This is a genomic window from Herbaspirillum lusitanum P6-12 (assembly GCF_000256565.1).
Taxonomy (GTDB): domain Bacteria; phylum Pseudomonadota; class Gammaproteobacteria; order Burkholderiales; family Burkholderiaceae_D; genus Herbaspirillum; species Herbaspirillum lusitanum.
Genome location: NZ_AJHH01000172.1, coordinates 1 through 15,244, shown reverse-complemented (window position 1 = coordinate 15,244; position 15,244 = coordinate 1). Strand labels below are relative to the sequence as shown.

Below are 15,244 nucleotides of genomic sequence, written 5' to 3'. Positions count from 1 at the left end.
CCCCCGAACATCGATTTTTGCTTTCATCCGGATCGCGGCGAATTTCTCTGCCGCGGCCGTTCCAACATCAAGGAGAGCACCCATGCTGACCCCTGCGCAGATCGAACAGTATCGAACCGACGGCTTGCTGGTCGTCCCCGGTTTATTGGACGTTTTCACGCTGCAGCGGATGAAGGAGGCGCTCGCGCAATGGCTGGAGCAATCGCGTGCCGTCAACACCCACACCCAGGTCTTCGATCTGGAGAACGGCCATAGCGCCGACGATCCGCGCCTGCGCCGCATCAAGCAGCCGCACAAGCATCACCCCGTGTTCGAAGAGTTCATCCGCTCGCAACCGGTGGTGGCGGTGCTGCGCGATTTGCTGGGGGAGGGGCTGCGATTGCAGAGCTCCAAGCTCAACCTGAAATCGCCGCGCTTCGGTTCGCCGGTGGAATGGCACCAGGACTGGGCCTTTTATCCGCACACCAACGACGACATCCTGGCGGTCGGCGTGATGCTTGATGACACCTCGCTGGAAAACGGCGCGATGCTGGTGGTGCCGGGTTCGCATACCGGCCCTACTTATGATCACCACGCCGACGGCCGTTTCTGCGGCGCCATCGATCCGGCCACGCCGGGACTCAATCTCGACCGGGCGGTGCCGGTGACGGGCAAGGCGGGATCGGTGTCGTTTCACCACGTGCGGGCGGTGCACGGTTCAGCGCAAAACCGCTCGACCATGTCGCGCAATTTCCTGCTGTATGAAGTGTGCGCGGCGGATGCTTTCCCGTTGCTGGGCGTGGCGGATTTTGATGAATTCAACTCGCGCCTGCTCAGTGGGACGCCGACCATCGTGCCGCGCTTCCGCGACGTGCCGGTGCGCATGCCGTTGCCGCCGGCCTTGAATCAAGGCTCGATCTACGAAAACCAGGCGTCCAGCGGAAAACGTTTTTTCGACATTGCCGACGATGCGGCAGTGCAAGCGGCCTCCACCTGAGTCGGATGCGCATCATGCAACAGCTACGCGTCTATCAATCCCTGTGGGCCATGGAACGCCGCCGTCCCGACGGCCATGAATGGACCCTGGAGCAGAAGCTCGCCATGATCCGCGACGCCGGTTTCGACGGCGCCGGCGTGCGTTTCTTCGATCGCGATTATGCGCGCGAAGTCACGGCCTTCCTGCGTGAACATGGCATGAGCTGGCAGGCGCAGTGTTATCCGCGCAGCGTCGACGAGCTCAAGCCCATCATCGAGCATGTGCAGGAGTTCGGCGCCGATCACATCAACCTGCAGGCTGACGTGCGTCCTTATACGCTGGACGAATGCATTCCTTACATCGAGGGATGGCGGCGGCTGGCCGATGATGCCGGCATCGCGCTGCACATCGAGACGCATCGTGACCGCATGACCACCGACCTGTTCTTCACGCTGCAGTTGCTGGACCGGTTTCCGGATCTGCGGCTCACCGCGGACTTGTCGCACTACGTCGTGGGCCGCGAATTCGCCTGGCCGATCTCGGACGAGAACCATGCACTGATGCACCGGATCATCGACAACGCCTGGGGCTTCCACGGCCGCGTCGCGAGCCGCGAGCAGATCCAGCTGCAACTGGCGTTTCCGCAGCATCAGCAATGGCTGCAACTGTTCATGCAGTGGTGGGAGTACGGATTCCGCAGCTGGCGTCGTCGCGCGCCGGCCGATGGCGTCCTGACTTTCCTGTGCGAACTCGGTCCGCCGGAATACGCCATGACCGGCGCCGACGGCTATGAATTGTCGGACCGCTGGCAGGAAGCCGGCGTCATGAAGGACAGCGTGCGTGCGCTGTGGCAGGCCTGCGCAGACGATGCGGCAACAGCGGCAGGCGCAGCCCAGGAACGGGCTGCCGCATGATTTCAAGTTTTTACATTTTCATTTCAACCAGCAAGGCCAAGGAGAAGTATCGCTTCCATCAATGAGCACACGGCGCCCCCGCCGGTCGTAGATCGAGACAACACGACACGCCCCCATGCTTTACCATGGGACCGGCAAGGGCGCCGACATCCACCAGGAGACAGACAGCATGAATACAATCGCCAGCAGCCCGCGCGCGGACCACGCCCTCGGATCCGTTTCAGAGCACCCGACTGAACGCGACGCCAGCAATGCCGCAGACCGCGCCAACGCGGGCGTCGGACTCGAACGCCAGCGCGTCATCGCGCTGCGCTCTTCGGTGGTCGGCACCGCGCTCGAATGGTATGACTTCTTCCTTTACGGCACCGCCGCGGCGATCGTCTTCAACGTCCTGTTCTTCACCAAGCTCGATCCGATGATCGGCACGCTGGCTGCCTTCGGTTCGTATGCGCTGGGGTTTGTGGTGCGCCCGCTGGGCGGTTTCGTGTTCGGCCATATCGGCGACCGCATCGGGCGCAAGAATGTGCTGGTGATCACTTTGCTGATGATGGGACTGAGCACGACGCTGATCGGCTTCCTGCCGACCTATGCCAGCATCGGCATCGCCGCGCCCATCCTGTTGACGTTGTTGCGATTGATCCAGGGTTTTGCCGCCGGCGCGGAGTTCGGCGGCGCGGTCACCATGTCGGCCGAATATGCGCCGGTCAACAAGCGCGGCTATTACGCCAGCTGGCCGGGCGTCGGTGTGGCGCTGGGCGTGGTGCTGTCGGCCGGCGTCTTCACGCTGGTGCGGCAGATGCCGGAAGCCGATTTCATGAACTATGGCTGGCGCATTCCCTTCATCCTGAGCAGCATCGGCCTGGCGGTCGGGATGTACATCCGCCTGTACGTGCTGGAGTCGCCCGCGTTCGAAAAAATCAAGTCGAAGAAGGCCGTGCAGAAGTCGCCGGTTTCAGCGGTGTGGAAGCACCATCGCCGCCATCTGTTCATCGCCATCGGCGCGCGTTTTTCCGAAAACACGGCGGGCTATATCTTCCAGGTGTGGGCGCTGTCCTACCTGACCGCGCAACTGAAAATCGATGCCAGCATCGGCCTGGTGGCGGTGCTGATCGGCGCCGGCCTGGGCGCATTGCTCAATCCGTTCTGGGGCATGCTGTCGGACCGCATTGGCCGCAAGCCGGTGTACATCCTCGGCATCCTGGTCATGATCCTGGGTTCGTGGCCGTTCTTCATGATGCTGGAGACGCGGGAAACCCCGATGATCATCGCCGGCTTCGTGATGATGATCGTGTTTGGTCTGTATCCGATGTTCTCGGTGCAGGCGGCGTTCTTCGCCGAGTTGTTCCCGCCGAGCGTGCGCATGAGCGGCATTTGCATGGCGCGTGAATTGTCGTCGGTGATCACGGGCGGCATGGCGCCGGTCATTGCGACTGGGCTGCTGGCGTATTACGGCGGCAGCTATTATCCGATCATCGGTTATCTGGTGTTCATGGGCGGGGTCGCGCTGATTGCGCTGCTGATGGCGCCGGAGACTCGCGGCGTGATCTACGAAGAAGACGCCTGAAAGCAAAAGGTCGCGGGCAGCGTCTGCGTTCAGGCGCTGCCGCGGCGCACGATGGAGAAGCCGAGATCGCTGACCGTGTCGGCCTCGGCGTCTTTACCGCCCAGCCGGGCCAGCAGCATCCTCGCGGCGGTCTCGCCGATGCGATGGCTGCTGACGTGCACGGTGGTGAGCGGCGGATTGATTTCCGAAGCGATGTCGAGATTGGCGAAGCCGGCGATGGCGATGTCCTGCGGAATGCGCACCTTGCGCCGATCGCATTCCAGCACCGCACCGGCAGCGATGACGTCGTTGCTGAAGAAGGCGGCGTCGACGTCGCGATGCTGCTCCAGCAGCGTCACCATGGCTTCGCGGCCGCCCTGCAGGAATGATCCCGGCGATGCCGTGATGCGCACCGGCGCGTGCAGGCGATGCCGCTTGAGCGCGGCGCTGAGACCGGCCAGGCGCGCCACGCCGCGCGGATCTTCACCGCCGACGAAGGCGATGCGCCGATAACCTTGTTCCACCAGGTAATCGCCCATGGCCGCGCCGGCGTCGTAGTTGGAGAAGCCGGCCAGCATGTCGATCGGCTCGGACGTCAGGTCCCAGGTTTCCACCACCGGAATGCCGGCAGTCTTGAGGCGTTGCAGCGTCGCAGGGGTATGCTGCACGCCGGTCAGCACCAGGCCGTCGACACGACGGCCGATGAAGGCTTCAACCAGCCTGGTTTCGATGTCTTCGGAGTAATCGCTCTGGCCCAGCAGCAGCTGGTAGCCGTGCGCCATCAGATATTCCGACATGCCGCGCACGGTTTCCGCAAAGATCGAGTGGCCGATGGTCGGCACCACGGCCGCGACAATGCGCGTGCGCCGCGACGCCAGTCCACCCGCCAGCAGGTTGGGGATGTAGCCCATCCGGGTAATCTCGGCCTGGACTTTTTCACGCGTGGCCGGCGCCACCTTGTCGGGTGAATTGATCACGCGCGACACGGTGATGTGCGACACGCCGGCGACGCGCGCTACATCTTCCTTGGTGACGGCCCGCGCCGGCCCGCCGTCTTCTTGCGATGTAATTCTTTTTGCCATGCAGGGACCAGAGTAACGGATTGTCGCCGGAGAAACCTTCCCCGGCGACGCCTATTCTGACATTAAAAATGCGGTTTGGATGCGGACTTGTCGACGCGGCGAGCCTAGCAACGCCACATGTGGAAAAGGGGCGCGTGTTTGTGGGCGAGGGTTTTGGGCAGAGGGCGTGGCGGTATGTATTTACCGTCGGAAATGGAAAAAGGGTTCCAATTGCTTGGAACCCTTTTTACTTGCTGCTTATCGTGCTTATCGCTGCGTATTATTTCTACTGCTGAATTTCTGGTAGGCCGTGCGGGATTCGAACCTGCGACCAACGGATTAAAAGTCCGCTGCTCTACCAGCTGAGCTAACGACCCGAAAGACCGCTATTATATGCAAAATCGATCAATCGTGTCAAACGCACAGGGAAACTATTTCAACGTCGCCAGTTTTTCCTTGCCGGTCTGCGCTGCCGGACTTTCCGGATACTTCGCAATCAGTGCATCCCAGGCCTTCTTCGCGGCCGCCTTGTCCTTGAGCTCCACGTAGGAACTGCCGATGTTGAGCATCGCGTCCGCTACCTTGGGGCTGTCCGGATAATTCTTCACCACGACTTGCTGGGCGGCGATCGCTCCCTTGTAGTCGCGTTGCGCATACAGAGAGTTGCCAACCCAGTATTGCGCCGACGGTGCGTAACCGGATTGCGGATAACGTTTCAGGAAGTCGCTGAAGGCTGCGCCGGCGCCCTTGTAGTCGCCGCCCTTGAACAGGTTCAGTGCGGCGTCATAGGTCTTTTGCTCATTCAGGTCGACGCTGGATTCCTTGCCGTCGATCGTGACTTTTTGCGGTTCCAGCTTGCGCACGCGCGCGTCCAGGTCGACGTAGAAGTCTTTCTGGCGTTGCTGCGTGTTGGCGAGTTCATTGCTGAGGACTTCGACCTGGCCGCGCAAGCGGGCGATTTCCTGGCGCAATTGGTCGTTCTGGTCGGACAGGCTCAGCGCACTGGTCTTGTCCGTCTTGTTGGCGACGTCTTTTTGCAGGGCATCGATCTTGTTGCGGATATCGAGGATGGCCTTGCGCGCTTCATCGTCGTCAAACAAGCCTGCGTGCGCCGTTGCCGGCAGCACGGACAGGCTTGCGACAGCGGCCATCAAGGCTGCGGAAAACGACTTGAGCGCAGTCTTCAGGGAAGTGCGCATAAGTCTTATTGGTAAGCGATGTCGGCACGACGGTTTTCAGCCCATGCGGCTTCGTCGCTGCCCAGGGCCTTCGGCTTTTCCTTGCCGAACGAGACTGCTTCAACTTGCGCATCGGAAACGCCCAGCAGGACCAGTGCCTTGCGAACTGCTTCGGCACGCTTCTGGCCCAGCGCCAGGTTGTACTCGGTGCCGCCGCGATCATCGGTGTTGCCCTGGATGATGACCTTGCGATCCTTGTGCGAATTCAGGTACTTGGCATGCGCTTCGACCACCGAACGGAACTCGTCCTTGACCGTGTAGCTGTCATAGTCGAAATAGATGCTGCGCTTGGAGAGGATGCCTTGCGGGTCGTTCAGCGGGTCGGAACCGGCGTCCGCTGCGGAAAACGACTTGAGCGCAGTCTTCAGGGAAGTGCGCATAAGTCTTATTGGTAAGCGATGTCGGCACGACGGTTTTCAGCCCATGCGGCTTCGTCGCTGCCCAGGGCCTTCGGCTTTTCCTTGCCGAACGAGACTGCTTCAACTTGCGCATCGGAAACGCCCAGCAGGACCAGTGCCTTGCGAACTGCTTCGGCACGCTTCTGGCCCAGCGCCAGGTTGTACTCGGTGCCGCCGCGATCATCGGTGTTGCCCTGGATGATGACCTTGCGATCCTTGTGCGAATTCAGGTACTTGGCATGCGCTTCGACCACCGAACGGAACTCGTCCTTGACCGTGTAGCTGTCATAGTCGAAATAGATGCTGCGCTTGGAGAGGATGCCTTGCGGGTCGTTCAGCGGGTCGGAACCGGCGTTGACGGTGTTGACTGCGCGCGGATCTGCGCCGTTGGTGGTGCCTGTGCCGGCGCGGTTTTCAACCGGGGCGTTCTTGTCGTCCAGTTTGGTGGACGAGCATGCCGCCAGCAGCATGGCTGCCGAAAGAACGATTGCAAAAGAACTGAATGTACGCATGTGAAACTCCTTTGTCGTGAATGAATGTGAATAATTGTTTATTTCATGAACGGCCCCCAGGTTGGCTCCCTGATATCGCCGACCTGGGTTGTTAAGCGCTGTTTGATCCGGCCATCAGTGGAAACGATGGCCAGCGACCCGCGACGACCTGATTCTGTCGCGTACATGATGTATTTGCCGTTTGGCGAGAAGCTTGGCGACTCATCTTTGACGGTGTCGGACAGGCGTTGTTCCTGACCGTTGGTCAAATCCAGCGCGTAAAGCTGGAATTTGCCTTCGCGGCGCGAAATAAACGCCAAAGTCTTGCCGTCCGGGGAAATCCGCGGGCTGATGTTATAGCTGCCGCCGAAGGTCACGCGCTGGGCGTCGCCGCCGTTCGGGCTGACCTTGTAGATCTGCGGGCCGCCGCTGCGGTCGCTGGTGAAGTAGACGTAATTGCCGTCGGGCGAGAAGCGCGGCTCGGTGTCGATGCCGGCAGTGTTGGTCAGGCGGCGCAGGCCGCTGCCGTCGGCGTTGATCACGTAGACCTGGGTCAGGCCATCGCGGGTGAGCGCCACGGCGAGGCGCTGGCCGTCAGGAGCCCAGGCGGGGGCCGAATTGCTACCCTTGAAGTTGGCCACCAGCGTGCGCTGGCGCGTCACCAGGTTCTGGATGTAAATGACCGGTTTCTTGGCTTCGAAGGAAACGTAGGCGACCTTGCCGCCGTCCGGCGACCACGATGGAGAAATGATCGGCTCGTTGGAGCGCAACGCGACTTGCACGCCTTCGCCGTCGGCGTCGGCCACTTCCAGGCGATATTCCTTGCCCGAACGTGTCACATAGGCAATCCGGGTCGAGAAAATGCCGGGGATGCCGGTCAGCTTTTCATAGATGTCGTCGGCGATCTTGTGCGCGGTGAGGCGCATCAGTTGCGGCTGGCTGCCGAACGACAGCGCCGACAATTGCGCCGCCTTGATGGTGTCGAACAGGCGATAGCGCACATCGAAGCGGCCGTCGGCCAGGCGCTGCACGCTGCCCACGGCAAGCGCATTGGCGCCGCGGTTCTTCCAGTCGCCATAGTTGATGGCGGAGGCGTCGGACAGCGAATCGCTGTTGTCGATCAGCTTGAAGACGCCGCTGCGCGCGAGGTCGGCCTTGACGATGGAAGTGATCTGTTGCGGAGCGCCTTCTTCGCCCGGGAAAGCGGCGATGGCGACCGGAATCTGGCTGGCGCCGACGCCGGAAATCTCAAAGCGCAATTCGGCATGCGCGGCGGATGCCGCGGCGATGCCCATGACGGTCAGTGCAACGCCGGTCAGGCGGCGAAACCCAAAAGGTTGATTAAAACCATGCGGTGATTTCGGTGCGGTGCGCGAGTTTTTGATCATCAGTTTTGATCCTTCGGGTAGTGTTTAAAGGTAAAGCTGTTCGGCACCTTGCCGTCCTTGTCGGGAGGGAAAGGTTGCGATTTGTTGATCGCTTGCTGGACTGCTTCGTCAAAGCCCGGAATGCCGGATGACTTGTTCTTGCGGATGCCGCGCACTGTGCCGTCGGGCAGCAGTTCGACAGTGTATTCTACCGCCGGGTTTGCACTCAACTCGCCTGGCATGTCGAAGATGGTGTTGGAGCGGATCTTCGCGCCCAGCTTGTTGCCGTAGTCGGCCGCGCCGCGCGGGCCCTGCGACTGCGCCGCCGTGCCGGTGCCGCCGCTTGCGCTGGTGGCCTGGCCCATCATGCGCTTCAAGTCATCCTGGCGGCGTTGTTCGGCGGCCTTGTTGTCGGCGGCTTGCTGCTTCTGTTTCTTCTCGGCGGCAAGCTTGTCGGCCTCGGCTTTCTTCTTGGCCTCGGCGTCGTCCTTCTCTTTCGCCAGCTTCTTGTCGGCGTCGATCTTTTCCTGTTTCTCTTTCTTCAGGCGATCGGCTTTCTCACGCTCGAGCCTGGCTTCTTTTTCCTTCTCGTCGCGTTCTTTCTTTTCCGCTTCCTTGCGCTTCTTTTCTTTCTCTTTTTCGAGCGCGATGTCGGGCTTCGCCACCGGCGGCTCTTCCACTTTCGGTGGCGGCGGCTTGACGGGTTCAGGCACAGGTTGCGGCGTTGGAGTCGGCTTTGGCGGTTCCGGCTCGGGCGCCGGTTGCGGCAGCGGCGCCGCCTCCTTGATGTTCGGATCCCAGATTTCCGCTTCGACGGTCAGCGGCGTTTCGCTTTGCCAGTTGACGCCGAACCAGAGGAAAGCCAGCAAGGCCATGTGGACCACCACCGCCAGTGCGATGGCGCGCCAGCGGCCCGGTTGTCTCGGTACTTGGTAAGGAGTGCTCATATTACTTCGTTGCCAGTCCCACGCGTGCAATGCCCAGTTTCTTTGCTGCTGCGATAACCTGCACGACTTCGTCGTACTTGATTTCCTTGTCGGCGGAAATCATCACCGGCATGTCCGGGCTGTCGGCGTGCAGCGCCTGCAGTTTTTGCGCCAGGTCGGGACGGCCGGAGGCAGTCTGCGTTTCACCGCGCTTGGGGCCGTTGACCTTGATGGTGGCCTTGGCGTCGGGTTTCAGCGCGATCTCGATGTACTCGCTCGGCGGCACGGTCGACTTGCCGGCGGTCGGCAGGTTGATGACGCTCGGATCGTTCACCGGCGCCGCCACCATGAAGATGATCAGCAGCACCAGCATCACGTCGATGTACGGCACGACGTTGATTTCCGACTTGAACTTGCGGGGACGTCCCCCGCGCATGGATGAGCCTGCCATCAGCGTGCCTGACGTTGCAAGATGTTGGAGAATTCTTCGATGAAGCTTTCGAAGCGGATCGCCAGGCGATCGATGTCGTGCGAGAAGCGGTTGTAGGCGATCACCGCAGGGATCGCGGCGAACAGGCCGATGGCGGTGGCGATCAACGCTTCGGCGATGCCGGGAGCGACCGCCGCCAGCGTTGCCTGTTGCACGTTGGCAAGGCCGCGGAAGGCGTTCATGATGCCCCACACGGTGCCGAACAGCCCGACGTAAGGCGATACCGAACCGACCGTCGCCAGGAAGGCCAGATGTGATTCCAGGGCATCCATTTCGCGTTGATAGGCAGCGCGCATGGCGCGGCGGGCGCCATCGAGCAGGCCGCTGGAATCGATCGTCGCGCCTTTGCCGACTTGCGCCTTGGCCTTGTTGAATTCACCCATGCCGGCCTGGAAAATGCGTTCCAGCGCGCCGCCGTGGCCGCCGCCCTTGCGACGGTTGGACAGCGTGTCCTGGTACAGCGCAATCAGATTGCCGCCGGACCAGAATGAACGCTCGAATTCCTCGGTCTGCGAGCGTGCGCTGCGGATCGTGAACATCTTGCGGAAGATGTAAGTCCAGCTGAAAACGGAGGCCAGCAACAGCAGCAGCATGACAAACTGCACGATGACGGAGGCGTTGGTGATCAGGGCAAAGAAGGATAGATCTTGAGTGACGTTCATGGAGGCGTGTGGGGTCGAGGTTCAGTACGGGATTCGGTTTGATGCAGTCTGGCGTTCGGTCGAGAGGCTCAATTGTACGTGCAAAAAATTTTCTGTCCGTTGCGGCAGGTGTAAAGATGCCGCTGCGGTCGTGCGTAGCGATGATGAATTATAAATTTCCCTTGAGGCGGGCCAGCATTTCTTCCGGAATGGCCTGGGGCCTGAAGTTGGCAGCATTGACGCAGGCAATCTTGATTTGGCCGCGCGCCAGCAATGTTTGTTCTGTTCCCTGAAGGCGCCAGGCCTCTTGTACAAAAGACATGGACGCGTTGCGGAACTGTTCGACCACGACGGTCAGTTTCAGTTCATCGTCAAGCCGCGCGGGCGCAAAGTAGTCCACCGCGGTGTTCTTGACCACGAAGATGGCGCCGGTGGTCGCGGCAAGCTGCTGTTGCTGGAAGCCGAAGGAGCGCAGCCATTCGGTGCGCGCGCGCTCAAAGAACTTGAGGTAGTTGGCATAAAACACGACGCCGCCGGTGTCGGTGTCTTCATAGTAGACCCGGACCGGCCACGAAAAGGCGTCGTTGCTCTTGCTGCTCTCGACGCTGTTGCTGCTATTGTTTTTATTGGTTGAATCGGACATTGAGGAGCATTTTTATTGGGTGCGTTTGATGTTCAACGGACCGAAACCCTGGCAAGTCGGCATCAGTTCGATGTAGTTGATGTTGACGTGTGCCGGCAGGGTGGCGACCCAGAATGCGGCTTCGGCGATATCGACGGCGGTCAGCGGCGTGGTGCCTTCGTAGACCTTGGCGGCGGCGCCGTCGTTGCCTTTGAAGCGCACGTTGGAAAACTCGGTGCCGCCGCACAGGCCGGGCGCCAGGTTGGTGGCGCGCACGCCGGTGCCGACCAGGTCAGCGCGCAGGTTCAGCGTGAACTGGTCGACGAATGCCTTGGTGGCGCCGTAAACATTGCCGCCCGGATACGGATAGGCGCCGGCGATCGAGCCGAGGTTGATGATGGTGCCGGTGCCGCGCTTGACCATGTTCGGCAGGATGTGATGGGTGACCGTGACCAGGCCCTTGACGTTGGTGTCGATCATGGTTTCCCAGTCTTCCAGCGCAACCTGGTGTGCAGGCTCCAGACCCAGCGCCAGACCGGCGTTGTTGATCAGGACGTCGATATCCTGCCAGCCTTGCGGCAGCGAGGCGAGGGCGCTCTTGATCGAATGTTTGTCGGTGACGTCAAGCACCAGCGGCAGCACCTTGTCGGCGCCCAGTTCCTTGACCAGGTCGTCCAGGCGCTCCTTGCGGCGGCCGGCGGCGATGACCTTGTGGCCATTGCCGGCGAATTTGCGCGCCATGGCGGCGCCGAAGCCTGCGGTTGCTCCCGTAATCAAGACGACCATCTCTTCAATCTCCTGTTGGTGTGGCGATGTGGCGTGGAACCGGCGCAGCCGGAAAGAAAAGGGAATTGTAGCCCAAAGCGCCGCTGCGCGAGATGCAACGCTTTCCTGACCCTGCACGGAGGCAAATCTTGCCGAATCCGAAGGCATCACTTACAATGCGCAGACCATTTCGTCTCACGTGACTGGCGAAAAACCGGGACCTTGTTCCGGCTCAAGATGGGTATCCATCGGGAAGCGTGAGATTTCATTAGCCGTGCGCCTGGGCAGCCCTGAATGGAAAGTACGATTGAGGCTGCCTGCAATTCCCTTATTCACCCTGGCCCTCATTCGATTTGGAAGTCTTCAAGTCGGCATCGCCTATTGTGTTTTCGGCGCTTCCAGGTGTTACCGGCTGATGTGCTTCAGGCGCACCCTTATCCATTGGAGAAATCATGTTTGCAAAGAATCACACCATCGCGAATGTCGACCCGGAACTGTGGTCCGTCATCCAGAAGGAAAACGTCCGTCAGCAAGAACATATCGAGCTGATCGCTTCCGAGAACTACACCTCGCCTGCAGTCATGGAAGCACAAGGCACGCAACTGACCAACAAGTACGCCGAAGGTTATCCGGGCAAGCGTTACTACGGCGGCTGCGAGTTCGTCGACATGGCCGAGCAACTGGCCATCGATCGCCTCAAGAAACTGTTCGGCGCCGAAGCCGCCAACGTGCAACCGAACTCCGGTTCGCAAGCCAACCAGGGCGTGTTCTTCGCCATGCTCAAGCCGGGCGATACCATCATGGGCATGTCGCTGGCTGAAGGCGGCCACCTCACGCACGGTATGGCTTTGAACATGTCCGGCAAGTGGTTCAACGTGGTTTCCTACGGCCTGAACGACAAGGAAGAAATCGACTACGAAGCCATGGAAGCACTGGCGCGCGAAAAGAAGCCGAAGCTGATCATCGCCGGCGCCTCCGCTTACGCGCTGCGCATTGACTTCGAACGTTTCGCCAGGATCGCCAAGGAAGTCGGCGCTTATTTCATGGTCGACATGGCGCACTATGCCGGTCTGATCGCAGCAGGCGTCTATCCCAATCCAGTGCCGCACGCCGACTTCGTCACGTCGACCACGCACAAGTCATTGCGCGGTCCGCGCGGCGGCGTGATCCTGATGAAGGCTGAGCACGAGAAGGCCATCAACTCCGCGATCTTCCCGGGCATCCAGGGCGGTCCGCTGATGCACGTCATCGCCGGCAAGGCCGTGGCGTTCAAGGAGGCGCTGTCGCCGGAATTCAAGGCGTATCAACAGCAAGTCGTGAAGAACGCCGATGTGTTGGCCAAGACGCTGATCAAGCGCGGCCTGCGCATCGTCTCCGGTCGTACTGAGTCGCACGTGATGCTGGTGGATCTGCGTCCGAAGAATCTGACCGGCAAGGAAGCCGAAGCGATTCTGGGTACGGCCCACATGACCTGCAACAAGAACGGCATTCCTAACGATCCTGAGAAGCCTTTTGTGACTTCCGGTATCCGTCTGGGCAGCCCGGCGATGACCACGCGCGGTTTCAAGGAAGCGGAAGCGGAAAAGGTCGCCAACCTGATCGCCGATGTGCTGGACAATCCGCATGACGCCGCCACCATCGAACGCGTGAAGGTCGAAGTCAAGAAATTGACTGATGCCTTCCCGGTCTATGCCGCGTAACCGGCAAGCACGGCAATAAAGTAGTTGTTTGATCTTGCGGCCTTCGCTGTTGCGAAGGCCGCAGGCGCAGTAAGATGGTCTCCGGTATCCAACCTGTAGTCTGCTTCGATTTGCCTCTATGAAATGTCCCTTCTGCAATCATGACGACACGCCGGTGTTGGACACGCGCATCTCGGAAGAGGGCGACGCGATCCGCCGCCGCCGCCGTTGCGCCAATTGCGACAAGCGTTTCACGACTTACGAGCGTATCGAGCTGACCATGCCGGTCATCGTCAAGAAGAACGGCAGCCGCAGCGAATTCGATCCTTCCAAATTGCGGGCCAGCCTGATGCTGGCCTTGCGCAAGCGTCCGGTGTCGGCCGAAGCGGTCGATGCGGCGATCCAGAGCATCCAGGAAAAGCTGTTGTCCAGCGGCGCCCGGGAAGTGGTGTCGGGGCAGGTCGGTGAACTGGTGATGCGTGAATTGAAGCGTCTGGACAAGATCGCGTACATCCGTTTCGCGTCGGTTTACAAGAGTTTTGAAGACGTCACCGAATTCCAGGACGCCATTGCCGAAGTCGGCCAGGAACGCAAGGCCGCAGCGAAGAAGCGCAACGACTGAGGTTGCCGATCGTTGTCGTTGCATGCACATTGCTGAGCATGTCATCCTTCTGTTTTACATTTCCCGTTCTGCTTATAAAACAGGCATAAAAAAAGCGACTGTATTTCTACAGTCGCTTTAGTAATTCAGTCCCGCCTGTGCCGCTATGCTGGCATCCTGAACCAAGCGGTTCAAGTTGGCTGCAGTTAGTTTAATTTCGGGTTCATCGGACTAGCGACGCTCACGCCCACCAAACAAAATCCCACAGCCTGTGCACATAAATGGTTCAAGGAATATAAGCATTCGCGAACACGGCAGGAGACTTAAGTCTACTCTATTCGGAATTCTTGTCAAAGCCTTTGCGTAAAAATTCCGAGGTATTTTCACTCTGTGGCAGGTATAAATTTTTCATGCGCGCGCGGCAACGTCCGTGCACATCAAAATGCCGCGCCAACACGTTTCTCGCAGACCAATGCTTGGACAGGACGAAAGGAAAGCGGAAAGAAATTGCGGCGCGTGCATGAACGCACGCACGCGCAAAGAGAAAGAAAATCCGCAGGGAATTCAGAGGGAAATCAGCCGGCGCTCAGAACAATTTTTCCTGCGGCGCCAGCGCATCGTCAAGCACGCTATGCATGGAGGCGATGCTCTGCTTCCACTCCGCCACCGTCAGGCCGGCGAACGAGCCGTCGCCGCCCGGTTGGATCGACAGCAGTTCGGCGGCGATGCCGAGTGCAGCCATCACGGCGATGCGATCGTTGCCCTTGATCTTGCCTGCATCGCGGATTGCGCACATTTTTTCATCGAGGTAGGCGACCGCCTGGCGCAGCGTCGCTTCTTCATCTTCCTTGCACACCAGCGTGTAGGCGTGGCCCATGATCGAAACGTTGAGCTGCATCACGCGGTCTCCTCTTCATTGTCGGCTAGCGTCGGCATCGGCGCTGCAACCGGAAGTTTGTCCAGCAATGCGGCGACGCGCTGATGGGCTTCATCCATGCGCTGCGACAATTCGGCATTCTCGGTGGTCAGGGCCGCAACGTTAAGACGCAGGTCGGCGTTTTCACGGCGCAAAGACTGCGTCATTGCGGCGAGTTGCGCGACTTTCTCTGAGAGTTGGTGGAATTCGGAGCTCATGGCCTCAGCTGTAGTGCAAAAGATGTGCGCCATTATATTCTGTTGGCGGCGTCCGGCACGACAAATAGCGCGACGGTTGCAGACGGTTACAGAATTCCCGGCGTCATTTTGCAATGTTGCCAATCGTCCGTGTCAAAACCGGATGATTTGTTGTCAGAGGATTAATCGTTCACGGCCGGCGCCATGATGAGGATTGGTGCTCATCATGTTCGCGAAATTGCACGGCGATGACTTCAGCCTCCGCGCGCTTGTCCCATACGGTCGGCGATCTCATTCCAGAGATGCATCGCGACATAGGCGCGCCATGGTCGCCAGGTCTCCGCACGGCTTTTCTGGTGCGTCAATTTGAGCAAGGAAGGATCACGGTCGATGATCGCTTGCATCAACACCAGATCGGACGCCGGCCAGGCATCGGCGTC

17 protein-coding genes, 1 tRNA gene, 1 other RNA gene, 1 pseudogene and 1 riboswitch are annotated in these 15,244 nt (G+C 60.0%); of the genes and pseudogenes, 5 read left to right on the top strand and 15 right to left on the bottom strand.

Translation table 11 applies throughout. The features are described from left to right. Positions 1 to 82 precede the first annotated feature (82 nt). From HLUSI_RS0105995 to HLUSI_RS0105985, 3 genes are all read left to right on the top strand, one after another. Positions 83 to 976, top strand: coding sequence for a phytanoyl-CoA dioxygenase family protein (locus HLUSI_RS0105995; RefSeq protein ID WP_016833107.1), 894 nt, complete (start codon positions 83 to 85; stop codon positions 974 to 976). 14 nt (positions 977 to 990) lie between these two features. Continuing rightward, the gene (locus tag HLUSI_RS0105990) at positions 991 to 1,869 is read left to right on the top strand and encodes a sugar phosphate isomerase/epimerase family protein (protein ID WP_050977648.1); all 879 of its coding nucleotides are present in this window, start codon (positions 991 to 993) and stop codon (positions 1,867 to 1,869) included. Positions 1,870 to 2,038: 169 nt separating this feature from the next. Continuing rightward, positions 2,039 to 3,433, top strand: coding sequence for an MFS transporter (locus HLUSI_RS0105985; RefSeq protein WP_040503207.1), 1,395 nt, complete (start codon positions 2,039 to 2,041; stop codon positions 3,431 to 3,433). 29 nt (positions 3,434 to 3,462) lie between these two features. On the opposite strand, the gene HLUSI_RS0105980 is transcribed toward HLUSI_RS0105985, so the two are convergent. From HLUSI_RS0105980 to HLUSI_RS0105930, 11 genes are all read right to left on the bottom strand, one after another. After that, positions 3,463 to 4,494 (bottom strand): LacI family DNA-binding transcriptional regulator, encoded by a 1,032-nt coding sequence (locus tag HLUSI_RS0105980; RefSeq protein WP_016833104.1) that lies wholly within the window; start codon positions 4,492 to 4,494, stop codon positions 3,463 to 3,465. A 280-nt stretch (positions 4,495 to 4,774) separates the two neighbouring features. After that, a tRNA-Lys gene (locus HLUSI_RS0105975) sits at positions 4,775 to 4,850 on the bottom strand. A 54-nt stretch (positions 4,851 to 4,904) separates the two neighbouring features. Continuing rightward, entirely contained in the window at positions 4,905 to 5,672 is a 768-nt protein-coding gene (ybgF, locus tag HLUSI_RS0105970; RefSeq protein ID WP_016833103.1) for a tol-pal system protein YbgF, read from the bottom strand. A gap of 5 nt (positions 5,673 to 5,677) precedes the next feature. After that, positions 5,678 to 6,091, bottom strand: coding sequence for a peptidoglycan-associated lipoprotein Pal (pal, locus tag HLUSI_RS0105965; RefSeq protein WP_016833102.1), 414 nt, complete (start codon positions 6,089 to 6,091; stop codon positions 5,678 to 5,680). Positions 6,092 to 6,096: 5 nt separating this feature from the next. Continuing rightward, on the bottom strand, positions 6,097 to 6,621 hold the full coding sequence (pal, locus tag HLUSI_RS0105960; protein ID WP_029363186.1) for a peptidoglycan-associated lipoprotein Pal: 525 nt from the start codon (positions 6,619 to 6,621) through the stop codon (positions 6,097 to 6,099). 38 nt (positions 6,622 to 6,659) lie between these two features. Next, positions 6,660 to 7,895: a Tol-Pal system beta propeller repeat protein TolB gene (tolB, locus tag HLUSI_RS0105955; RefSeq protein ID WP_050977646.1), complete on the bottom strand. Its 1,236-nt coding sequence runs from the start codon at positions 7,893 to 7,895 to the stop codon at positions 6,660 to 6,662. 92 nt (positions 7,896 to 7,987) lie between these two features. Then, the gene (gene tolA, locus HLUSI_RS0105950; RefSeq protein ID WP_016833099.1) at positions 7,988 to 8,914 is read right to left on the bottom strand and encodes a cell envelope integrity protein TolA; all 927 of its coding nucleotides are present in this window, start codon (positions 8,912 to 8,914) and stop codon (positions 7,988 to 7,990) included. Position 8,915: 1 nt separating this feature from the next. Beyond that, on the bottom strand, positions 8,916 to 9,344 hold the full coding sequence (locus HLUSI_RS0105945; RefSeq protein ID WP_016833098.1) for an ExbD/TolR family protein: 429 nt from the start codon (positions 9,342 to 9,344) through the stop codon (positions 8,916 to 8,918). Continuing rightward, positions 9,344 to 10,045: a protein TolQ gene (tolQ, locus tag HLUSI_RS0105940; RefSeq protein WP_016833097.1), complete on the bottom strand. Its 702-nt coding sequence runs from the start codon at positions 10,043 to 10,045 to the stop codon at positions 9,344 to 9,346. The genes HLUSI_RS0105945 and tolQ overlap by 1 nt, the downstream gene beginning before the upstream one ends. 148 nt (positions 10,046 to 10,193) lie before the next feature. Continuing rightward, positions 10,194 to 10,667 carry a tol-pal system-associated acyl-CoA thioesterase gene (gene ybgC, locus HLUSI_RS0105935; RefSeq protein WP_016833096.1) on the bottom strand — a complete coding sequence of 158 codons (474 nt, stop codon included), beginning with the start codon at positions 10,665 to 10,667 and terminating at the stop codon, positions 10,194 to 10,196. Positions 10,668 to 10,679: 12 nt separating this feature from the next. Next, positions 10,680 to 11,432: an SDR family oxidoreductase gene (locus tag HLUSI_RS0105930; protein ID WP_016833095.1), complete on the bottom strand. Its 753-nt coding sequence runs from the start codon at positions 11,430 to 11,432 to the stop codon at positions 10,680 to 10,682. 168 nt (positions 11,433 to 11,600) lie between these two features. Further along, positions 11,601 to 11,704: riboswitch (ZMP/ZTP riboswitch) on the top strand. A 159-nt stretch (positions 11,705 to 11,863) separates the two neighbouring features. Here HLUSI_RS0105930 and glyA point away from each other — a divergent pair. Both glyA and nrdR read left to right on the top strand, forming a co-directional pair. Continuing rightward, complete coding sequence (gene glyA, locus HLUSI_RS0105925) at positions 11,864 to 13,111, top strand: serine hydroxymethyltransferase (protein WP_016833094.1); 1,248 nt, start codon at positions 11,864 to 11,866, stop codon at positions 13,109 to 13,111. A 118-nt stretch (positions 13,112 to 13,229) separates the two neighbouring features. Next, positions 13,230 to 13,712 (top strand): transcriptional regulator NrdR, encoded by a 483-nt coding sequence (nrdR, locus tag HLUSI_RS0105920; RefSeq protein WP_016833093.1) that lies wholly within the window; start codon positions 13,230 to 13,232, stop codon positions 13,710 to 13,712. A 124-nt stretch (positions 13,713 to 13,836) separates the two neighbouring features. On the opposite strand, the gene ssrS is transcribed toward nrdR, so the two are convergent. From ssrS to HLUSI_RS27215, 4 genes and pseudogenes are all read right to left on the bottom strand, one after another. Continuing rightward, positions 13,837 to 14,015: non-coding RNA, 6S RNA (gene ssrS, locus HLUSI_RS31345), on the bottom strand. Positions 14,016 to 14,277: 262 nt separating this feature from the next. Beyond that, positions 14,278 to 14,589, bottom strand: coding sequence for a cell division protein ZapA (locus tag HLUSI_RS0105915; RefSeq protein ID WP_016833092.1), 312 nt, complete (start codon positions 14,587 to 14,589; stop codon positions 14,278 to 14,280). After that, entirely contained in the window at positions 14,589 to 14,774 is a 186-nt protein-coding gene (locus HLUSI_RS0105910; protein WP_330987133.1) for a DUF904 domain-containing protein, read from the bottom strand. Before HLUSI_RS0105910 ends, HLUSI_RS0105915 begins: the two co-directional genes overlap by 1 nt. A 284-nt stretch (positions 14,775 to 15,058) precedes the next feature. Beyond that, a pseudogene (locus tag HLUSI_RS27215) lies at positions 15,059 to 15,244 on the bottom strand (DNA-3-methyladenine glycosylase 2 family protein); the annotation flags it as partial.